The sequence below is a fragment of the Arthrobacter sp. UNC362MFTsu5.1 genome (assembly GCF_000685965.1).
Classification (GTDB): Bacteria; Actinomycetota; Actinomycetes; order Actinomycetales; family Micrococcaceae; genus Arthrobacter.
Genome location: NZ_JMLE01000007.1, coordinates 98516 through 115252, shown reverse-complemented (window position 1 = coordinate 115252; position 16737 = coordinate 98516). Strand labels below are relative to the sequence as shown.

Here is a 16737-nt window from a genome sequence, read left to right as displayed (position 1 = left end):
CACTGCCCGCTCCGCCAAGGGCTGCAGGCACTAGGCTGGTGCTGCAGCCACATATCCCGTCCGGGCACATCTTCCGGACGCTTCGAGATTGGTCAGAGTTTTGAAACTTGAACTCAGAGGGATCACCAAACGCTTCGGCTCCCTTATTGCCAACGATCACATCGACGTGGTTGTTGAACCCGGGCAAATTCATTGCCTTCTTGGTGAAAACGGCGCTGGCAAGTCCACGCTGATGAATGTCCTGTACGGACTCTACGAGCCCAGTGAGGGCGAAATCCTGGTGGATGGCAAGGCCGTCACCTTCCGCGGACCGGGCGACGCCATGGCGGCGGGCATCGGCATGGTGCACCAGCACTTCATGCTGGTTCCCGTGTTCACCGTCGCGGAGAACGTGGCGCTCGGCGCAGAAACCACCAAGGCCGGCGGCTTCCTCAACCTGGATGATACCCGCCGCAAAATCAAGGAAATCTCCGACAAATACGGTTTCGACGTCGACCCCGACGCCCTGATCGAGGACCTCCCCGTGGGCGTCCAGCAGCGTGTGGAAATCATCAAGGCACTGGTCCGCGACGCAAAGGTGCTCATCCTCGATGAACCCACTGCCGTGCTGACACCGCAGGACACCGACGAGCTCCTGGACATCATGCGCCAGCTGAAAAGCAACGGCACCTCGATCGTTTTCATCTCGCACAAACTTCGCGAAGTGAAGGCTGTTTCCGACACCATCACGGTCATCCGCCGCGGCAAAGTGGTGGGCACGGCGGATCCCGGCGCGTCCACCACCGAGCTGGCCTCCATGATGGTGGGCCGCGCAGTGAACCTGACCCTGGACAAGGCCCCGGCGAAGCCGCAGGAAACCACGTTCCAGGTCAAGGACCTCACCGTGATCGCGCCCACCGGCCAGCATGTGGTGGACGGCATCAGCTTCGACATCGCCCGCGGCGAAATCCTCGCCGTGGCTGGTGTGCAGGGCAACGGCCAGACAGAACTCACCGAAGCCATCCTTGGCCTGCAGGAACGCTGCCACGGATCGATCCTGCTGGACGGCGAGGAGCTCCTGGGCCACAGCGTCAAGGAAGTACTCCGGGCCGGCGTCGGCTTCGTTCCGGAAGACCGGACCGTTGACGGGCTCATTGGCACCTTCTCCATCGCGGAGAACCTGGTCCTGGACCTCTACGACCAGGCGCCCTACGCCAAGGGCATCAGCATGAGCCCGGCCAGGATCCTGGAGAACGCCAAGTCCAGGATCGACGAGTTTGACGTCAGGACACCGTCCGGGGCGCTGGCCGCGGGAACCCTTTCCGGCGGAAACCAGCAGAAAGTGGTCATGGCCCGGGAGCTGTCCCGGCCGCTGCGACTGTTCATCGCCTCCCAGCCCACCCGCGGCGTGGATGTGGGATCCATCGAGTTCCTGCACAAACGCATCGTGGCTGAACGGGACCAGGGCACTCCGGTGATGATCGTGTCCACCGAACTCGACGAAGTCATCGAACTCGCGGACCGGATCGCAGTGCTCTACAAAGGCAAGCTGGTGGGCATCGTGCCCGCAGGCACCGGCCGCGATGTCCTGGGCCTGATGATGGCGGGACTTTCCCCCGAAAGCGCCCACGCGGACACGGCCCACCCCGGCAGCGCCCACCCCGGCAGCGCCAGCGCCGGCAGCGCCCACCCCGGCAGCGCCCACACGCCCGTACAGACTTCCACCTCCGGTGCCGAAGGAGGCGACCATGAGTGAACAGGACCAGCCCAAACACGTGGCTGACGAAAACAAAACGGAAACCCCGGCTACCCGCTCACCGGAGAACCCAGCACCGGCAACCCCAGCACCGGAAACCGCAGCGCCCGGCCCCAAGACGCCGGGCGAAGACGCAGCCGCCGCCACCGCGCTGGACACAGCCGGCGGCGCGATGCAGCCCTCGGCCGTTCCCGTCTCGGCCCAGAGCGGCATTGTTCCGGGCGGTGCGGACACGCTGGTCCGGCGGATCTTCACCGGCAGCGGCATCGTGTCGGTGCTCGCCGTCCTGCTTGCCCTGATCCTCGGCGGACTTCTCATCGCCAGCACGGACAAACAGGTGGGTGCCACCGCGAGCTACCTCTTTGCCCGGCCCTCGGACTTCTTCTCGGCTGTCTGGAACGCTGCGACCCGTTCGTATGTCGCACTGTTCCAGGGCTCGGTGTTCAATCCCCGCGGCTCCAGCGTCGCGGTGCAGTTTGCTCCGCTGATGGAAACCCTCACCATCGCAACCCCGCTGATCACGGCCGGCCTCGGCGTCGCACTGGCATTCCGCGCAGGCCTGTTCAACATCGGTGCGCAGGGGCAGATCATCATGGCCGGCATCCTCGCCGCCTGGGTCGGCTTTGCCCTGCACCTGCCGCTGGGACTGCACCTGCTGCTGGTCCTCATTGCCGGCATCGTGGGCGGTGCCCTCTGGGGCGGACTCGTGGGCCTGCTGAAGGCCCGCACCGGCGCCCATGAGGTCATCCTGACCATCATGTTCAACTACATCGCCCTGTACTTCCTGCGCTACCTGTTGAACACCCCGGCGTTCCAGCGGCCCGGGGAGTCCAACCCCATCTCGCCGATCCTGGATCCGAGCGCCGTGTATCCGCAGATCCTTGGTACGCAGTACAGGCTCCACCTGGGCTTCCTCCTGGCCATCGCCGCCACCGTTTTTGTCTGGTGGCTGCTCAACCGCTCCACGGTCGGCTTTGAATTCCGCGCCGTCGGGGCCAACCCCAAAGCGGCTCTGACCGCGGGCATCAACGTTCCCCGGGCCACGGTCCTGGTCATGGCGATCGCCGGTGCCCTTGCGGGCATGTCAGGCGTGGCGCAGGTCGCGGGAACCGAAAAGGTCCTGACCGACGGCGTTGCGGCAACCTACGGTTTCGATGCCATCACCGTTGCGCTCCTGGGGCGTTCGACGCCGTGGGGCACCTTCGCTGCCGGTCTGCTGTTCGGCGCCTTCCGCGCCGGGGCTGTGCAGATGCAGATCCAGACAGGAACCCCGATCGACATTGTGCTCGTGGTCCAGTCACTGATCGTCCTGTTCATCGCGGCGCCGCCGCTGGTGCGCGCCCTCTTCGGGCTCAATCCCCGCAAGAAGAAGGCCGCAACGGCCGGTAAGTCCAAGAAGGCAGCCATCACCGGAGGTGCAGCATGAGCACAACAGCAACATCGCCCGTTCCGGGAAAGCCGCAGCAAGGCAAACCGCAGCCGGGAACACCGGAGTCGGCCAGGGAGAAAGCCCCCGCGATTTCGGCAAAGCCCGTGACCTGGAAGGTGCCGGTCCTCCTTGCCGTGCTCGGCGTCGTCGCCTTCATCTTCTTCGGCATCATGGGACCCAACCAGACGGCCAAGTTCGGGATCTCCTCGAGCGGCGATTTCTTCCAGCTTCCGGCCATCGAAGTGCCCGCCTTCCTGGGCGGAATCGTCCTGTCGGTCCTGATGCTGGGCCTGGCCGGCTATGCCGTGTACCTCAAGACGAGGAACGAAGCCTCTCCCGGCTGGCTGCCGATCGTCTTTATCGTGCTGTTCGTGGCAGCGTTCCTGATCTGGGTGGTGGGCGGCGCCCGCACGCCGAGCATTTCGCTTGCCGGGCTCATCGCCGGTTCCGTGACCCTGGCAGTCCCTCTGGTGTTCGGTTCCCTTTCCGGTGTTCTCTGCGAACGCGTCGGCGTTGTCAATATCGCCATTGAGGGCCAGCTGCTCGGCGGTGCATTCACCGCTGCGATGGTGGCCACCCTGACCAAGAGCCCCTTTATCGGGCTGCTGGCAGCGGCCGTGGCCGGCGCCATTGTCTCCATGGTGCTGGCAGTCTTCAGCATCAAATACCTGGTCAACCAGATCATCGTGGGCGTGGTGCTCAACGTCCTGGTCTCCGGCCTGACGGGCTTCCTGTTCAGCACGGTGATGCAGGCCAACAAGGCCCAGTTCAACTCACCGGGCCGGCTGCCCATCATCGACATCCCTGTGCTCTCGAGCATCCCTGTGATCGGCCCCATCCTCTTTAAGCAGTCCGTGGTGGGATACCTGATGTACATTGCGGTCATCGTGGTGTGGATCGGCCTCTTCAAGACCAAATGGGGCCTGCGTGTCCGTGCCGTCGGGGAACACCCCCAGGCCGCGGACACCATGGGCATCAAGGTCAACGCCACCCGCTTCTGGAACGTCACCCTCGGCGGCGCCGTTGCAGGCATCGGCGGTTCCTTCTTCACCCTGGTGGCCATCGACAGTTTCACCAAGGAGATTTCAGGCGGACGCGGCTTCATCGCCCTGGCCGCGCTGATCTTCGGCCGCTGGAACCCGATCGGTGCCTTCTTCGCCGCGCTGCTGTTCGGCTTCGCGGACAACCTGCAGAGCATCGTGACCATCATCGGCACGCCTGTTCCGAGCCAGTTCATGGCCATGCTTCCGTACCTGGTGACGGTGCTTGCCGTGGCCGGCCTCGTGGGCCGTTCCAGGCCGCCGGCCGCCAGCGGCATACCGTACGTCAAGGGTTGACGCCGGTGGAACTCAACACGGTGGACTGGGCGGCGCTCGAAGCGGCCGCCGTTTCCGCCATGAAGAACGCGTACGCGCCGTATTCGAAGTTTGCGGTGGGGGCGGCTGCCCTCACCGCGGACGGCCGGATCGTCAGCGGCTGCAACGTGGAAAACGCAAGCTACGGCCTGACCCTTTGTGCCGAATGCGCCCTGGTGGGCAACCTGCACATGACCGGAGGCGGCCAGCTGCGCGCCTTCTACTGCGTGGACGCCGGCGGCAACATCCTGATGCCGTGCGGGCGCTGCCGCCAGCTGCTGTACGAATTCCGCGCGCCCGACATGGAACTCATGACCACGCAGGGAATCAAGACAATGGACCAGGTGCTACCCGATGCCTTTGGTCCCCAACACCTGGAGGAACCCCGGTGACACAGAGTACTAAGACCAACAACAGCAACACTGAAGCGTTCGACACCGTCGACATCATCCGCATCAAGCGGGACAAGGGCGTCCTGAGCCCGGCCCAGATCGACTGGACCATCGACGCCTACACCCGGGGCGCCATTGCCGACGAGCAGATGGCTGCCTTGAACATGGCCATCCTGCTCAACGGCATGGACCGCGCGGAAATCTCGCGGTGGACCGCTGCGATGATCGCCTCCGGCGAACGGATGGACTTCTCCGCCCTGCGGCGTCCCGACGGCGGCGTGAAGCCGACGTCGGACAAGCATTCCACCGGGGGAGTGGGGGATAAGATCACGCTCCCGCTCGCACCGCTGGTAGCCGTCTTCGGCGTGGCCGTTCCGCAGCTCTCCGGCCGCGGACTCGGCCACACGGGCGGCACCCTGGACAAGCTGGAATCGATCCCGGGTTGGCGTGCGGCACTGAGCAACGACGAAATGATGGCCCAGCTGCAGGACGTCGGAGCCGTGATCTGCGCCGCCGGTGCGGGTCTGGCACCCGCGGACAAGAAGCTCTATGCCCTGCGTGACGTCACGGGAACGGTGGAAGCCATCCCGCTGATTGCGTCGTCCATCATGAGCAAGAAAATCGCCGAAGGCACCGGCTCGCTGGTCCTCGACGTCAAGGTGGGAAGCGGTGCCTTCATGAAGGACGAGGCCCGCGCCCGGGAACTGGCCGAGACCATGGTGGCCCTGGGCAAGGACGCCGGCGTCAACACGGTGGCGCTGCTGACGAACATGAACACGCCACTGGGCCTCACCGCCGGCAACGCCATCGAGGTGGAGGAATCAGTGGAGGTGCTGGCCGGCGGCGGCCCGGAAGACGTCGTCGAACTGACGGTCCGGCTGGCCGAGGAAATGCTGGCCTGCGCCGGAGTCCACGATGCAGATCCACGCGCCGCGCTCAAGGACGGCCGGGCCATGGATGTGTGGAACCGCATGATCGAAGCGCAGGGCGGGGATCCCCGCGCCAAGCTGCCCGTTGCCAGGGAATCCGAGGTCATCTACGCTCCGGCCGACGGTGTCCTCGTGGAGCTGGATGCCCTGGCGGTGGGCGTTGCCGCCTGGCGGCTGGGTGCAGGCCGCGCCCGCAAGGAGGACCAGGTCCAGGCCGGTGCAGGCGTCAGGCTGCACGCCAAGCCCGGTGCCATGGTCCGTGCCGGAGAACCCCTGATGACGCTGCTGACCGACACACCGGAGAAATTCGGCCGCGCCAAGGAGGCCCTGGAAGGGGCTGTTGTAGTTGCGCCGGATGGCTCCCGGCCGGCGCAGAAGCTCATCATCGACCGCATCGCCTGATCCCGTGACCCTCCCCGGCCGGCTCCCTTCGGGAGCGCCACGGCCCGCCCGCAGACCGGCCGGGGAGAAAACGGGCGGCCCCGGCCGTTAGGAAACTGTGCAGGCTATCAACGACTTCATTCTCGCGGCGGCGGGGCAGCCCTGGGTACTCTTCCTGGTGCTGGCTTGCTGCGTGATCGACGGGTTCTTCCCGCCGATCCCCAGCGAGTCCGTGGTCGTTGGCCTGGCGGCCGTGGCAGCGACCGCAGACGTCCCCAATCCGTGGCTGCTGATGCTCGTGGCCGCGCTGGGTGCGTTCGGCGGCGACAACATCGCCTACCTCATCGGCCGCAAGGTGGGTACGCGCCGGTGGCGGTGGATGCGCGGGCCGCGAATGCAGACCGCCTTCCACTGGGCCGGGAATGAACTGAGGAAACGGCCGGCGTCCCTGGTGCTCGTGGCCCGCTTTGTTCCGATCGGACGGGTTGCCGTCAACCTGACGGCCGGTGCCACCCATTTCGCGCACCTGCGTTTCGTGGGCCTGACGGTATTGTCCGCAGCCCTGTGGTCCTCGTATTCAGTATCCATCGGGCTGTTTTTCGGGCAGTGGTTCGAAGACAACCACCTGCTGGGCGCCACCATCGCCATCGTCTGCGCGATTCTGCTCGGCATCATCGTGGACATCCTGATTAGCCGCCTCCGCGGCCGGCTGCCGGAGGAACCCGCAGAGGGGACAGCGGCGGGCCCCTGATCCGCTGCGCGGGCCGCCCTGGGCGCCGCCGGGAGACACATGACGGCGGGTGAGCTTTCGCGGCTTTAGCGTAGCGGATTATGCCGCCGCCATGGGACACTAAATAGCGATTTCCGTCACTTTATAGGAGCAGGGCCCCGCGTGGAATTTATCAATGAGGCAGTGCTCCATGCCGCAGGCCAATGGTGGATTTATCCCATCCTGCTGGTGTTCTTTTTTGTGGACGGTTTTGCGATGGTCGTCCCCAGCGAAACACTCATCGTGGCACTGTCGGCGTTTTCACGCCAAAGCGGTGAACCCAACCTCTGGATCCTCGGCGCCACCGCCCTGGTGGGTGCCATCGCCGGAGACAACATGGCCTACATGCTCGGCCGGAAGATCGGGCTTGAACGCTGGCGCTGGATGCGGAAGCCCAAGGTTCAAAAGGTCTTTGCCTGGGCCCACTACGAGCTGGAGAAGCGCGGCGCCGTCCTGATCTTCACAGCCCGGTACATCCCCTGGGGCCGTGTGGCGGTCAACTACGTTGCCGGCACCACCGCGTTCCCGCACCGCAGGTTCTTCGTCCTCGATGCCTTTGCCTGCGTCACGTGGGTCGGTTACTCGATCGGGATCGGCCTGCTGGCCAGCTCCTTCCCGCTGCTGCATGACAACCCGCTGCTCGGGGCCGGCATTGCCGTGGTGTTCGCCATCATCCTCGGCGTCATCATCGACCACCTGCTTCGCTGGTGGCACAAGCGTCTGGGCCGCCACGATCATGTGGAATCCGGCCAGGAATCCAGCAAGGAATCAGCGGCAGAACAGGATGCGCGTGCCGAGCGGGAGGCGGTGGTGGAGATCGCGCCGTTGGCCGTTCCCGCCGTCGTCGATGTGGAAACGCGCCGCTGAACCGGCGCCGCCGCCAAAGCTGCCGCTTTCCGGGTGGCGCCGGACGCCGTCCGACCCTAAGGTTGGTACGTGACTGAGCCTATTCTTGACGCTGCCCCTGCCATCGACTTCGACCTCAAGAGCCTCCCCAAGGTATCCCTGCACGACCACCTGGACGGCGGCCTGCGCCCGGCCACCATCATCGAACTTGCGGAGGCCGTGGGGCACACCCTGCCTTCCACCGATCCGGTGGCGCTGGGGGAGTGGTTCCGCGAATCCGCAGACTCCGGCTCCCTGGTCCGCTACCTCGAAACCTTCGACCACACCATCGCCGTGATGCAGACCAAAGAGGGCCTCTTCCGGGTGGCCAAGGAATTCGTGGAAGACCTTGCCGACGACGGCGTCGTGTACGGCGAAGTCCGCTGGGCACCGGAGCAGCACCTGCAGAAGGGCCTGACGCTGGATGAAGTGGTCGAGGCCATCCAGGAAGGGCTCGACGCCGGCGTGGACGCCGTCGCCGAAACCGGCCGGGACATCCAGGTGGGCCAGCTCATCACCGCCATGCGCCACGCCGACCGCGGCCAGGAAATTGCCGAACTGGCCGTCCGCCACCGCAACAACGGGGCCGTGGGCTTCGACATCGCCGGCGCCGAGGACGGGTTCCTGCCGTCCCGCTTCCGTGATGCATTCACATACCTCGCCCAGCACAATTTCCCCGCCACGGTCCACGCCGGCGAGGCAGCAGGCCTGGAAAGCATCCAGTCCGCCCTCGTTGACGGCCGCGCCCTGCGCCTCGGCCACGGCGTGCGCATCGCCGAGGACATCACCGTTGAGTTCGACGACGAGGACGCTGACGCAGAGAGCGAAGAAGCCGACGCCAACATCGGGATGGTCACCCTCGGCGAGCTCTCCAGCTGGATCCGCGACCGCGGCATCGCCCTGGAAATCTGCCCGTCCTCCAACCTGCAGACCGGTGCCATCGCCGGGTTCGGCGAAGGCATCGAAAGCCACCCGCTGGACATGCTCTACCAGCTCGGCTTCAACGTCACCATCAACACCGACAACCGACTGATGAGCGGCGTGACCCTCACCGATGAGTTCGAACTGCTGGTGGAGACGTTCGACTACGACCTCGACGACATCCTTGAGCTGACCCTCAACGCCGCCGAGGCCGCTTTCCTGCCGCTGGAGGAAAAGGAAGCACTCGTTGAGTACATCAACGACGCCTACGCCAATCTTGCCTAAGGACGATTCCGGCCCGGTGGCCTCCCTGGTTGCCGTGATCGCCGGCCTCCGGGAGCACTGCCCCTGGATGGGGGCGCTGACCCACGAATCACTGGTGGAGTACCTCCTCGAGGAGGCCTTTGAAGTAGCCGAAACAATCGAAACCGGCGCCGACGAGGCAGAGCTCCGGGGGGAGCTGGGCGACGTCCTGCTCCAGGTGGTCCTCCACGCCCGCCTTGCCGAGGAACGCGGCACTTTCGGTTTCGACGACGTCGTCCGTGGCCTCAGCGCCAAGATGATCCGCCGGAACCCGCACGTGTTCCGGCCCGACGGCTCGCTCCAGGACACTTTCCCGGCCAGTGTGGAGGAAATTGTCCGCACGTGGGACTCCATCAAGCGGGCCGAGAAGCCGGAACGCGGTGATCCTTTCGAGGGAATTCCGCAGGGCCTTCCGGCCCTGGCCCGGGCCCAGAAGTCACTGGACCGGGCGGCGAGGGCGGGCGTCACGCCGGCCCCGCCTCTCACCGCGGCAGCTGACTTCGTCAGGAACCTGGACTCCGAGGAGCAGCTCGGCGAGCTGCTGCTCGCCGTCGTGTCCGCTGCCCGGACCAGGGGTTTCGACGCCGAACGCGCCCTCCGCGGGGCAGTCCGGCGGTATCAGGACAGCCACCGCCCCCTTCACCCTTCCACGCCCCGGACGGGATCATGACGTCCGGGTGCTGGATAGGTTTCCGTAACCTGCAACACTCTCGACTACGCTAGTCCCTGACGAGGACGTCGAGTTTTTCCGCTAGTTTCCCAGTAAATCGCTTCACCATAAGGAGCATATTCATGGCGCTTATCGATGCCATTCACGCCCGCGAGATCCTCGATTCCCGTGGCAACCCGACCGTAGAAGTTGAAGTCCTGCTTTCCGATGGCCAGATCGGCCGCGCAGCAGTGCCCTCCGGCGCCTCCACCGGCGAACACGAGGCCGTGGAACTCCGCGATGGAGACAAGGGCCGCTACCTTGGCAAGGGCGTCCAGAAGGCCGTCGACGCCGTCATCGACCAGATCGCACCGGCACTGACCGGTTTCGACGCCACGGACCAGCGCAGCATCGACCAGGCCATGATTGACCTGGACGGCACCCCCAACAAGGGCAAGCTCGGCGCCAACGCCATCCTGGGTGTTTCCCTGGCCGTGGCCAACGCCGCCGCAGCATCCGCTGACCTGCCGCTGTACAAGTACCTGGGCGGCCCCAACGCGCACGTCCTGCCCGTTCCGCTGATGAACATCCTCAACGGCGGCTCGCACGCCGACTCCGACGTGGACATCCAGGAATTCATGATCGTCCCGATCGGCGCCGAAACCTTCTCCGAGGGCCTGCGCTGGGGCGTCGAGGTCTACCACAACCTCAAGTCCGTCCTGCAGGCCAAGGGCCTCTCCACCGGCCTGGGCGACGAGGGCGGTTTCGCGCCGAACCTGCCGTCCAACCGTGCCGCACTGGACCTGATCCAGGAAGCCATCAAGAACGCCGGCTACACCCCGGGCAAGGACATCGCCCTGGCCCTGGACGTCGCCTCCTCCGAGTTCTTCAAGGACGGCGCCTACCAGTTCGAGGGCAAGGCACTTTCCGCCACCGAGATGAGCGCCTACTACGCCGAGCTCGTGGCCGACTACCCGCTGGTGTCCATCGAGGACCCGCTGGACGAGAACGACTGGGAAGGCTGGAAGACCCTCACCGACACCATCGGCGACAAGGTCCAGCTCGTGGGTGACGACCTCTTCGTCACCAACCCGGCCATCCTGCAGCGCGGCATCGACACCAAGACCGCGAACTCGCTGCTCGTCAAGGTCAACCAGATCGGTTCCCTGACCGAGACCCTGGACGCAGTGTCACTGGCCCAGCGTGCCGGTTACACCACCATCACCTCGCACCGCTCCGGCGAAACCGAGGACACCACCATTGCTGACATCTCCGTTGCCACCAACGCGGGACAGATCAAGACCGGTGCCCCGGCCCGCTCCGAGCGCGTCGCCAAGTACAACCAGCTGCTGCGCATCGAAGAGGAACTCGACGACGCCGCACGCTACGCCGGACGCAGCGCTTTCCCGCGTTTCAAGGGCTAGCATCCAAAAAAACAGCTGACCGGTGGCTATGGTTGAAAGACCATGGCCACCGGTTTTTGTTTGTGGTCCGCTTTTGAAGGAGTGTCATGGCCACCCGCCGTCCCAAGGTTCCCCGGGCTACGCCCGCGGCGCGTCAGTCAAAGGACGCCGACGACGGCGCTGACGTCATCCGCGCCGATTTCGGCGCGACGCGGCACCTGCCCGCGGCCGGGGAGGGGAAAACGCCCGCCGCGGATACACCCGCTGGGCGGGCACCCGCTGCGCAAGGAAAGTCCACCACCGCCGGACGGCTGGGGGCGTCGGTCAAGGCCGGGGTTGCCGCCGGCAAACAGGCGGCCCGCCGGCCTGCCGGCAGCCCGGACGGCAACAAGCCGCCCGGCCAATCCTCAGGGAGTGACGCCAGGCACGGGGCGGATAACCAGGATCCGGTGCCCGCCAAGGCCTTTTCCGGCCGGATGCTGGCGCTGGCCGTCGTCATGATTGCCATCACCATCATGCTGGCCCCCACCGTCAAGATCTTCATCGACAAAAGGGCGGAGATCGCGGCGCTGGAGGCGGATATCGCCGCACGTCAGGCGGAGCAGGAGGGGCTGAAACTCCAGGTATCCAGGTGGCAGGACCCGAACTACGTGAAACAGCAGGCCCGCGACCGCATTAACATGGTTATGCCGGGAGAGACCGGCTACTGGGTGTTTGGCAGCGATCTGCCGGCCGGGACCGCCAGTGGCCAGGGCGGCACAGGATCAGCCCAGGACCCGGCCAACCTGCCATGGGTGGACTCGCTTTGGGAGTCCATCAGGCGCTCGGCAACAGACTAGAGGCGGTGCCCTCCGCCGGCTTTCCCACGGGTCAGCCTCCAAGGGCAGGAAGGCGGCCGCGCCAGTGGACCAGCATGCAGTAGGCGACAACGCCCCGGGCGGACACCCCGCAAAAAACGAGGCCCCGACCGTGCCCGGGTACAGCCACCCCTCCGCCCGCGACCTGGACGTCCTGAGCCGCCAGTTGGGGCGTCCAGTGCGCGACGTCGTCGAAATCCCCGCCCGCTGTGTCTGCGGCAACCCCCTCGTGGCGGCGACGTCCCCCCGGCTCAGCAACGGAACCCCGTTCCCCACCACGTTCTACTTGACCCACCCGGTCATCACCTCCGCCGTGTCGCGCCTTGAGGCCGCCGGCCTGATGAACCGGATGAACGAACGCCTGGCCGAAGACTCCGGACTCGCAGCGAGCTACCGCGCCGCCCACGATGCGTATCTGGTTTCGCGGGCGGAGATCGGGGAGCGGTCCGGCATTGGCGCCGTGCCCGAGATTGACGGGATCTCTGCCGGCGGCATGCCCACCCGCGTCAAGTGCCTTCACGTCCTGGTGGGCCATTCCCTTGCTGCCGGTCCCGGTGTCAATCCGCTGGGCGATGAAGCCCTCGAGGCCATCAGTGAATGGTGGACGGCGGACCGTTGCTACTGCGACGGTGCGTGGGACACCGGCGGAGAAGCGCCCTCGCAGGACCTCAGCCGGCACGGGCCGCAGGGCCTGCCCGAGATCGTGGGCCGTCCGGCACCCGTGCGCAACACGCAGAAGCACGCTGAAGAGAATCACGCTGACGAGAAAACCGACTCCACGGAGGCCGCCCAGTGACCCGAGTTGCCGCCATCGACTGCGGAACCAATTCCATCCGGCTTTTGATCGCCGACGTGGCCGGGAACGGGAGCAGCCCGAAGCTGACGGACGTCGTCCGCGAAATGCGTGTGGTCCGGCTGGGCCAGGGCGTGGACGCAACCGGAGAACTGGCCCAGGAAGCCCTGGACCGGACCTTCGCCGCCACGACCGACTACGCCGCGCTGATCCGCGAGCATGGGGCTGGAAAGGTCCGTTTCGTTGCTACGTCGGCCACGCGCGACGCCAGCAACCGGAAGGTATTCGTGGACGGCATCCGCGAAATCCTCGGCGTGGAACCTGAAGTGATTACCGGCGACGAAGAAGCCGCCCTGTCCTTCGCCGGTGCCAGCAGCGTTCTTCCGTCCCGCGGCACCGATCCCGTGCTCGTGGTGGATCTCGGCGGGGGAAGCACCGAATTCGTTCTCGGCGACGCCAACGGCGTCATCGCCGCCAAGTCCGTTGACGTCGGCTGCGTCCGGATGACCGAACGCCATCTCCGCAACGACCCGCCGTCGCCGGAGCAGGTTACTGCCGCGGAGGCCGACGTCGACGCCGCCATCAGCGAGGCGGGACTGGCCGTTCCGCTGGACCGCACCACCGTCGTCGTCGGCGTGGCGGGCTCCGTCACCACGATCACGGCCCACGCGCTCCGGCTGCCGGAATACTCGCCTGCGGCGATCCACGGCGCGGAGCTTCCGCTGGAAACTTTTGGCGAGGCGTGCACGGATCTGCTCGGGATGACCAAGGCCGAACGGGCCGGACTTCCCTACATGCATCCGGGCAGGGTAGACGTCATCGGTGCCGGCGGACTGGTCTGGCGGCGTGTTTTGGAACGCCTCGCCGAGGTAACGGAGGGAAGGATCACTTCGGCTGTCGCCAGCGAACACGATATTCTCGACGGAATTGCCCTGAGCATCAGCTAGGACGTGGCATCAGCTCATGACTTCGCACGTACAGCCGATTGGACCCGAATGACCAGAGCAACAACCCGCTGGGGCCGGATGGCCTCCGCCGTGACGGCAATTGCCCTGGCCACAGGCGGCCTGGCGACGTCGCTGGTCGCTGCACCGGAAGCCCGTGCCGATTCATGGCGGGACAAGCAGTACTGGCTGGCCGAGTCCGGCATCACCAAGGCGTGGGAAGTGTCCAAGGGCGCCAACGTCAAAGTGGCCGTCATCGACAGCGGCGTGGATGCCAAGCACCCCGACCTCAAGGGTGCCGTCGTCGGCGGCAGCGATGCTTCCGGGGCGGGCAGCGCGGACGGGCAGAAAAGCATCGGCTCGAAGCCCGAGCACGGCACCCTGGTGGCTACGATGCTGGCCGGCCGCGGACACCAGCCGCCGAAGTCCACGACGAGTCCCGGCGCCACTCCGGCCCCGGGCCCCGACGGAATCGTGGGCGTGGCTCCCGAAGCGCAGATCCTGTCAGTGTCCACCTGGCTTGGTTCCCAGAACCCCGGCGGGAAGACGGACCAGGAACAGATTCCGGCGGCCGTCCGCTGGGCCGTGGACAACGGCGCGCGCGTGATCAACATTTCGCTGGGCAGCACCTCACCCGAATGGCCGCAGAGCTGGGATGCAGCGTTCCTCTACGCCGAGCAAAAGGATGTGGTCATTGTGGCCGCAGCGGGCAACCGGGTGGGCGGCAACGTCCAGGTCGGAGCGCCGGCAACCATCCCGGGCGTCCTGACTGTGGCGGGCCTGAACCGGGAGGGTGCCGCCAGCATCGATTCCTCCTCCCAGGGCATCAGCATTGGCGTGGCGGCACCGGCCGAAAACCTGATCGGCGGGATGCCCGGGGACGGCTATGCGGAATGGGCCGGCACGTCCGGCGCCACACCGATTGTGTCCGGCGTGGCGGCCCTGATCCGGTCCAAATGGCCGGAGATGACGGCCAGCCAGGTCATCAACAGGATTGTCACCACGGCCAAGGATGCCGGGGCGCCGGGGAAGGACCCCATCTACGGGTACGGCGTGCTGAACGCGGAAGCTGCGCTAAAGGCGGACGTGCCCGAAACGAAGGTGAATCCGCTGGGCACCGTCGCCGACTGGATCAGGATCCACCGCCGGGGCGAGGCAGCCGCAACCGCCCCCGCCGCTGAGCCCAGCGACAGCCCCACCAGTGCGCCGCCCACACTGCCGGTGGCCACGGTGCCGGTGGCTGAGGCGCCGTCCCAGCTGGACAGTGCCGTGCCGGCCGTGGTGGTCATCGGCTTCGGGCTGCTGTTCGTGGGCATCATCGGGGGCGCCGCCTTCCAGCTGCGGCGGGCCACCAGGAACCCCGGAAATGTGCCCGAGGAGCCGGAGACCGGAGTCCTTGACAAGGTGGACTCGAACGGAACGTAACGGCGACGATTTAGTTAGTGAAGATTTTCACAAACTACTGTATTCTTGAGTCATGGCAACAACCCCACAGCTCCAGGACCGTCCCAGGGTACTCGTCGTCGGCGGCGGGTACGTCGGCCTGTACGTAGCCCTCAAACTGCAGAACAAGATCGCGAATGCCGGTGGCATCGTCACCGTCGTTGATCCGCTGCCCTATATGACTTACCAGCCCTTCCTGCCGGAAGTTGCCGGCGGAAACATTGAGGCGCGCCACGCTGTCGTCTCACACCGTCAGCACCTGAAGCAGACGGAACTTATCCAGGGCCGCGTCACCTCGATCGACCATGCCAACCGGACCGCCGTGGTTGCCCCGTCCGACGGCGGACCGAACTTTGAGGTTCCTTACTTCGACGTCGTCCTGGCCGCAGGCGCCATCACCCGCACGTTCCCCATCAAGGGCCTGGCGGATAAGGGCATCGGCCTGAAGACCATCGAGGAAGCCGTTGCGCTGCGCAACAAGGTCCTCGAGCGGATTGAAGCCGGTTCCACCATCACCGATCCCGCGGAGCGCGCACGTGCCCTCACCTTCGTGGTGGTTGGCGGCGGCTTCGCCGGCATCGAGTGCATCACCGAGATGGAAGACCTCGCCCGTGCGGCGGTCAAAAACAACCCCCGCGTCAAGCAGGAGGAAGTCCGCTTCGTCCTGGTTGAAGCCATGGGCCGCATCATGCCCGAGGTCACGGCCAAGCAGGCCGACTGGGTTGTGGAGCACCTGCGCAGCCGCGGCATCGAAGTCCTGCTGAACACCTCGCTGGACAACGCCGAGGGCTCCCTGAAGCTCATCAACCTTCCGGACAAGACCCCCGCCCAGGAATTCGAAGCGGACACCCTTGTCTGGACTGCCGGTGTGCAGGCGAACCCGATGGTCCGCTCCACCGACTTCCCGCTGGAGCCGCGCGGACGCGTCCGCGTTCTTCCGGACCTGCGCATCGCAGGCGACGAAGGCATTGTTGAGAACGCCTGGGCCGCCGGCGATGTCGCCGCCGTGCCGGACCTCACCGGCAGCGGCCTGCCCGACGGCACCTGCGTGCCCAACGCGCAGCACGCCCTTCGCCAGGCCAAGCGCCTCGCGAAGAACCTGTGGGCCTCCCGCTGGGACAAGGAGCTCAAGGACTACAAGCACAAGAACCTGGGCGCCGTTGCCGGCTTCGGCGAATGGAAGGGCGTTGCCAACATCAACCTCCTGGGCCGCATCGGGCTCAAGGGTCCGCTGGCCTGGCTGGCGCACCGCGGGTACCACGGCATGGCCATGCCTACGTTCGAGCGCAAGTTCCGCGTTATTTTCAACTGGATCCTGAGCTTCTTTGTTGGCCGCGACACCACACAGCTGATCGACCTGGAGAACCCGCGCGGAGCCTTCGTCTCCGCCGCCACTCCTGCTCCCAAGCCGGCTGCGGCTCCGGCCGCACCGGCGGCTGAGAAACCGGCCGAATCCGGCAGCACCAGCGGTCAGAAGCAGACCGTATCGGCTGACACCAAGTAGCTGCGCAACTCCGTCAGCGGCGGCCGTCCCCCCGGGGAACGGCCG

15 protein-coding genes are annotated in these 16737 nt (G+C 66.0%); all 15 read left to right on the top strand.

The window, feature by feature from the left end:
• Window positions 1-100: 100 nt before the first annotated feature.
• The 15 genes from BS38_RS0108915 (at window position 101) to BS38_RS0108845 (ending at window position 16692) form a co-directional block, all read left to right on the top strand.
• A complete protein-coding gene (locus BS38_RS0108915) occupies window positions 101-1735 on the top strand; it encodes an ABC transporter ATP-binding protein (RefSeq protein WP_043438155.1) in 1635 nt (544 codons plus the stop codon).
• On the top strand, window positions 1728-3161 hold the full coding sequence (locus tag BS38_RS0108910; RefSeq protein WP_028270482.1) for an ABC transporter permease: 1434 nt from the start codon (window positions 1728-1730) through the stop codon (window positions 3159-3161). Before BS38_RS0108915 ends, BS38_RS0108910 begins: the two co-directional genes overlap by 8 nt.
• Complete coding sequence (locus BS38_RS0108905; protein ID WP_028270481.1) at window positions 3158-4501, top strand: ABC transporter permease; 1344 nt, start codon at window positions 3158-3160, stop codon at window positions 4499-4501. Before BS38_RS0108910 ends, BS38_RS0108905 begins: the two co-directional genes overlap by 4 nt.
• Before the next feature lie 5 nt (window positions 4502-4506).
• Window positions 4507-4911 (top strand): cytidine deaminase, encoded by a 405-nt coding sequence (locus BS38_RS0108900; RefSeq protein ID WP_028270480.1) that lies wholly within the window; start codon window positions 4507-4509, stop codon window positions 4909-4911.
• The gene (locus tag BS38_RS0108895) at window positions 4908-6242 is read left to right on the top strand and encodes a thymidine phosphorylase (protein ID WP_028270479.1); all 1335 of its coding nucleotides are present in this window, start codon (window positions 4908-4910) and stop codon (window positions 6240-6242) included. Before BS38_RS0108900 ends, BS38_RS0108895 begins: the two co-directional genes overlap by 4 nt.
• A 97-nt stretch (window positions 6243-6339) precedes the next feature.
• Complete coding sequence (locus BS38_RS0108890; RefSeq protein ID WP_028270478.1) at window positions 6340-6972, top strand: DedA family protein; 633 nt, start codon at window positions 6340-6342, stop codon at window positions 6970-6972.
• Window positions 6973-7113: 141 nt separating this feature from the next.
• Window positions 7114-7857 carry a DedA family protein gene (locus BS38_RS0108885; RefSeq protein WP_028270477.1) on the top strand — a complete coding sequence of 248 codons (744 nt, stop codon included), beginning with the start codon at window positions 7114-7116 and terminating at the stop codon, window positions 7855-7857.
• A 69-nt stretch (window positions 7858-7926) separates the two neighbouring features.
• A complete protein-coding gene (locus BS38_RS0108880) occupies window positions 7927-9081 on the top strand; it encodes an adenosine deaminase (protein WP_028270476.1) in 1155 nt (384 codons plus the stop codon).
• A gap of 67 nt (window positions 9082-9148) precedes the next feature.
• The gene (locus BS38_RS0108875) at window positions 9149-9769 is read left to right on the top strand and encodes a MazG nucleotide pyrophosphohydrolase domain-containing protein (protein WP_043438209.1); all 621 of its coding nucleotides are present in this window, start codon (window positions 9149-9151) and stop codon (window positions 9767-9769) included.
• 122 nt (window positions 9770-9891) lie between these two features.
• Window positions 9892-11172 carry a phosphopyruvate hydratase gene (gene eno, locus BS38_RS0108870; protein WP_018774732.1) on the top strand — a complete coding sequence of 427 codons (1281 nt, stop codon included), beginning with the start codon at window positions 9892-9894 and terminating at the stop codon, window positions 11170-11172.
• A gap of 86 nt (window positions 11173-11258) precedes the next feature.
• On the top strand, window positions 11259-11990 hold the full coding sequence (locus BS38_RS0108865; protein ID WP_028270474.1) for an FtsB family cell division protein: 732 nt from the start codon (window positions 11259-11261) through the stop codon (window positions 11988-11990).
• A gap of 130 nt (window positions 11991-12120) precedes the next feature.
• On the top strand, window positions 12121-12804 hold the full coding sequence (locus tag BS38_RS0108860; RefSeq protein WP_028270473.1) for a DUF501 domain-containing protein: 684 nt from the start codon (window positions 12121-12123) through the stop codon (window positions 12802-12804).
• Window positions 12801-13748 carry a Ppx/GppA phosphatase family protein gene (locus tag BS38_RS0108855; RefSeq protein WP_028270472.1) on the top strand — a complete coding sequence of 316 codons (948 nt, stop codon included), beginning with the start codon at window positions 12801-12803 and terminating at the stop codon, window positions 13746-13748. The genes BS38_RS0108860 and BS38_RS0108855 overlap by 4 nt, the downstream gene beginning before the upstream one ends.
• A 78-nt stretch (window positions 13749-13826) precedes the next feature.
• Window positions 13827-15170, top strand: a complete 1344-nt coding sequence (locus BS38_RS0108850) for a S8 family serine peptidase (RefSeq protein WP_028270471.1) — start codon at window positions 13827-13829, stop codon at window positions 15168-15170.
• Between the two features lie 52 nt (window positions 15171-15222).
• The gene (locus BS38_RS0108845; RefSeq protein WP_028270470.1) at window positions 15223-16692 is read left to right on the top strand and encodes an NAD(P)/FAD-dependent oxidoreductase; all 1470 of its coding nucleotides are present in this window, start codon (window positions 15223-15225) and stop codon (window positions 16690-16692) included.
• The last annotated feature ends 45 nt before the right edge of the window (window positions 16693-16737 follow it).

Coding starts and splice junctions, on each gene's coding strand:
- eno (WP_018774732.1), top strand. CDS start 9,892: ATGGCGCTTATCGATGCCATTCACGCCCGCGAGATCCTCGATTCCCGT.
- BS38_RS0108845 (WP_028270470.1), top strand. CDS start 15,223: ATGGCAACAACCCCACAGCTCCAGGACCGTCCCAGGGTACTCGTCGTC.
- BS38_RS0108850 (WP_028270471.1), top strand. CDS start 13,827: ATGGCCTCCGCCGTGACGGCAATTGCCCTGGCCACAGGCGGCCTGGCG.
- BS38_RS0108865 (WP_028270474.1), top strand. CDS start 11,259: ATGGCCACCCGCCGTCCCAAGGTTCCCCGGGCTACGCCCGCGGCGCGT.
- BS38_RS0108910 (WP_028270482.1), top strand. CDS start 1,728: ATGAGTGAACAGGACCAGCCCAAACACGTGGCTGACGAAAACAAAACG.
- BS38_RS0108875 (WP_043438209.1), top strand. CDS start 9,149: ATGGGGGCGCTGACCCACGAATCACTGGTGGAGTACCTCCTCGAGGAG.
- BS38_RS0108905 (WP_028270481.1), top strand. CDS start 3,158: ATGAGCACAACAGCAACATCGCCCGTTCCGGGAAAGCCGCAGCAAGGC.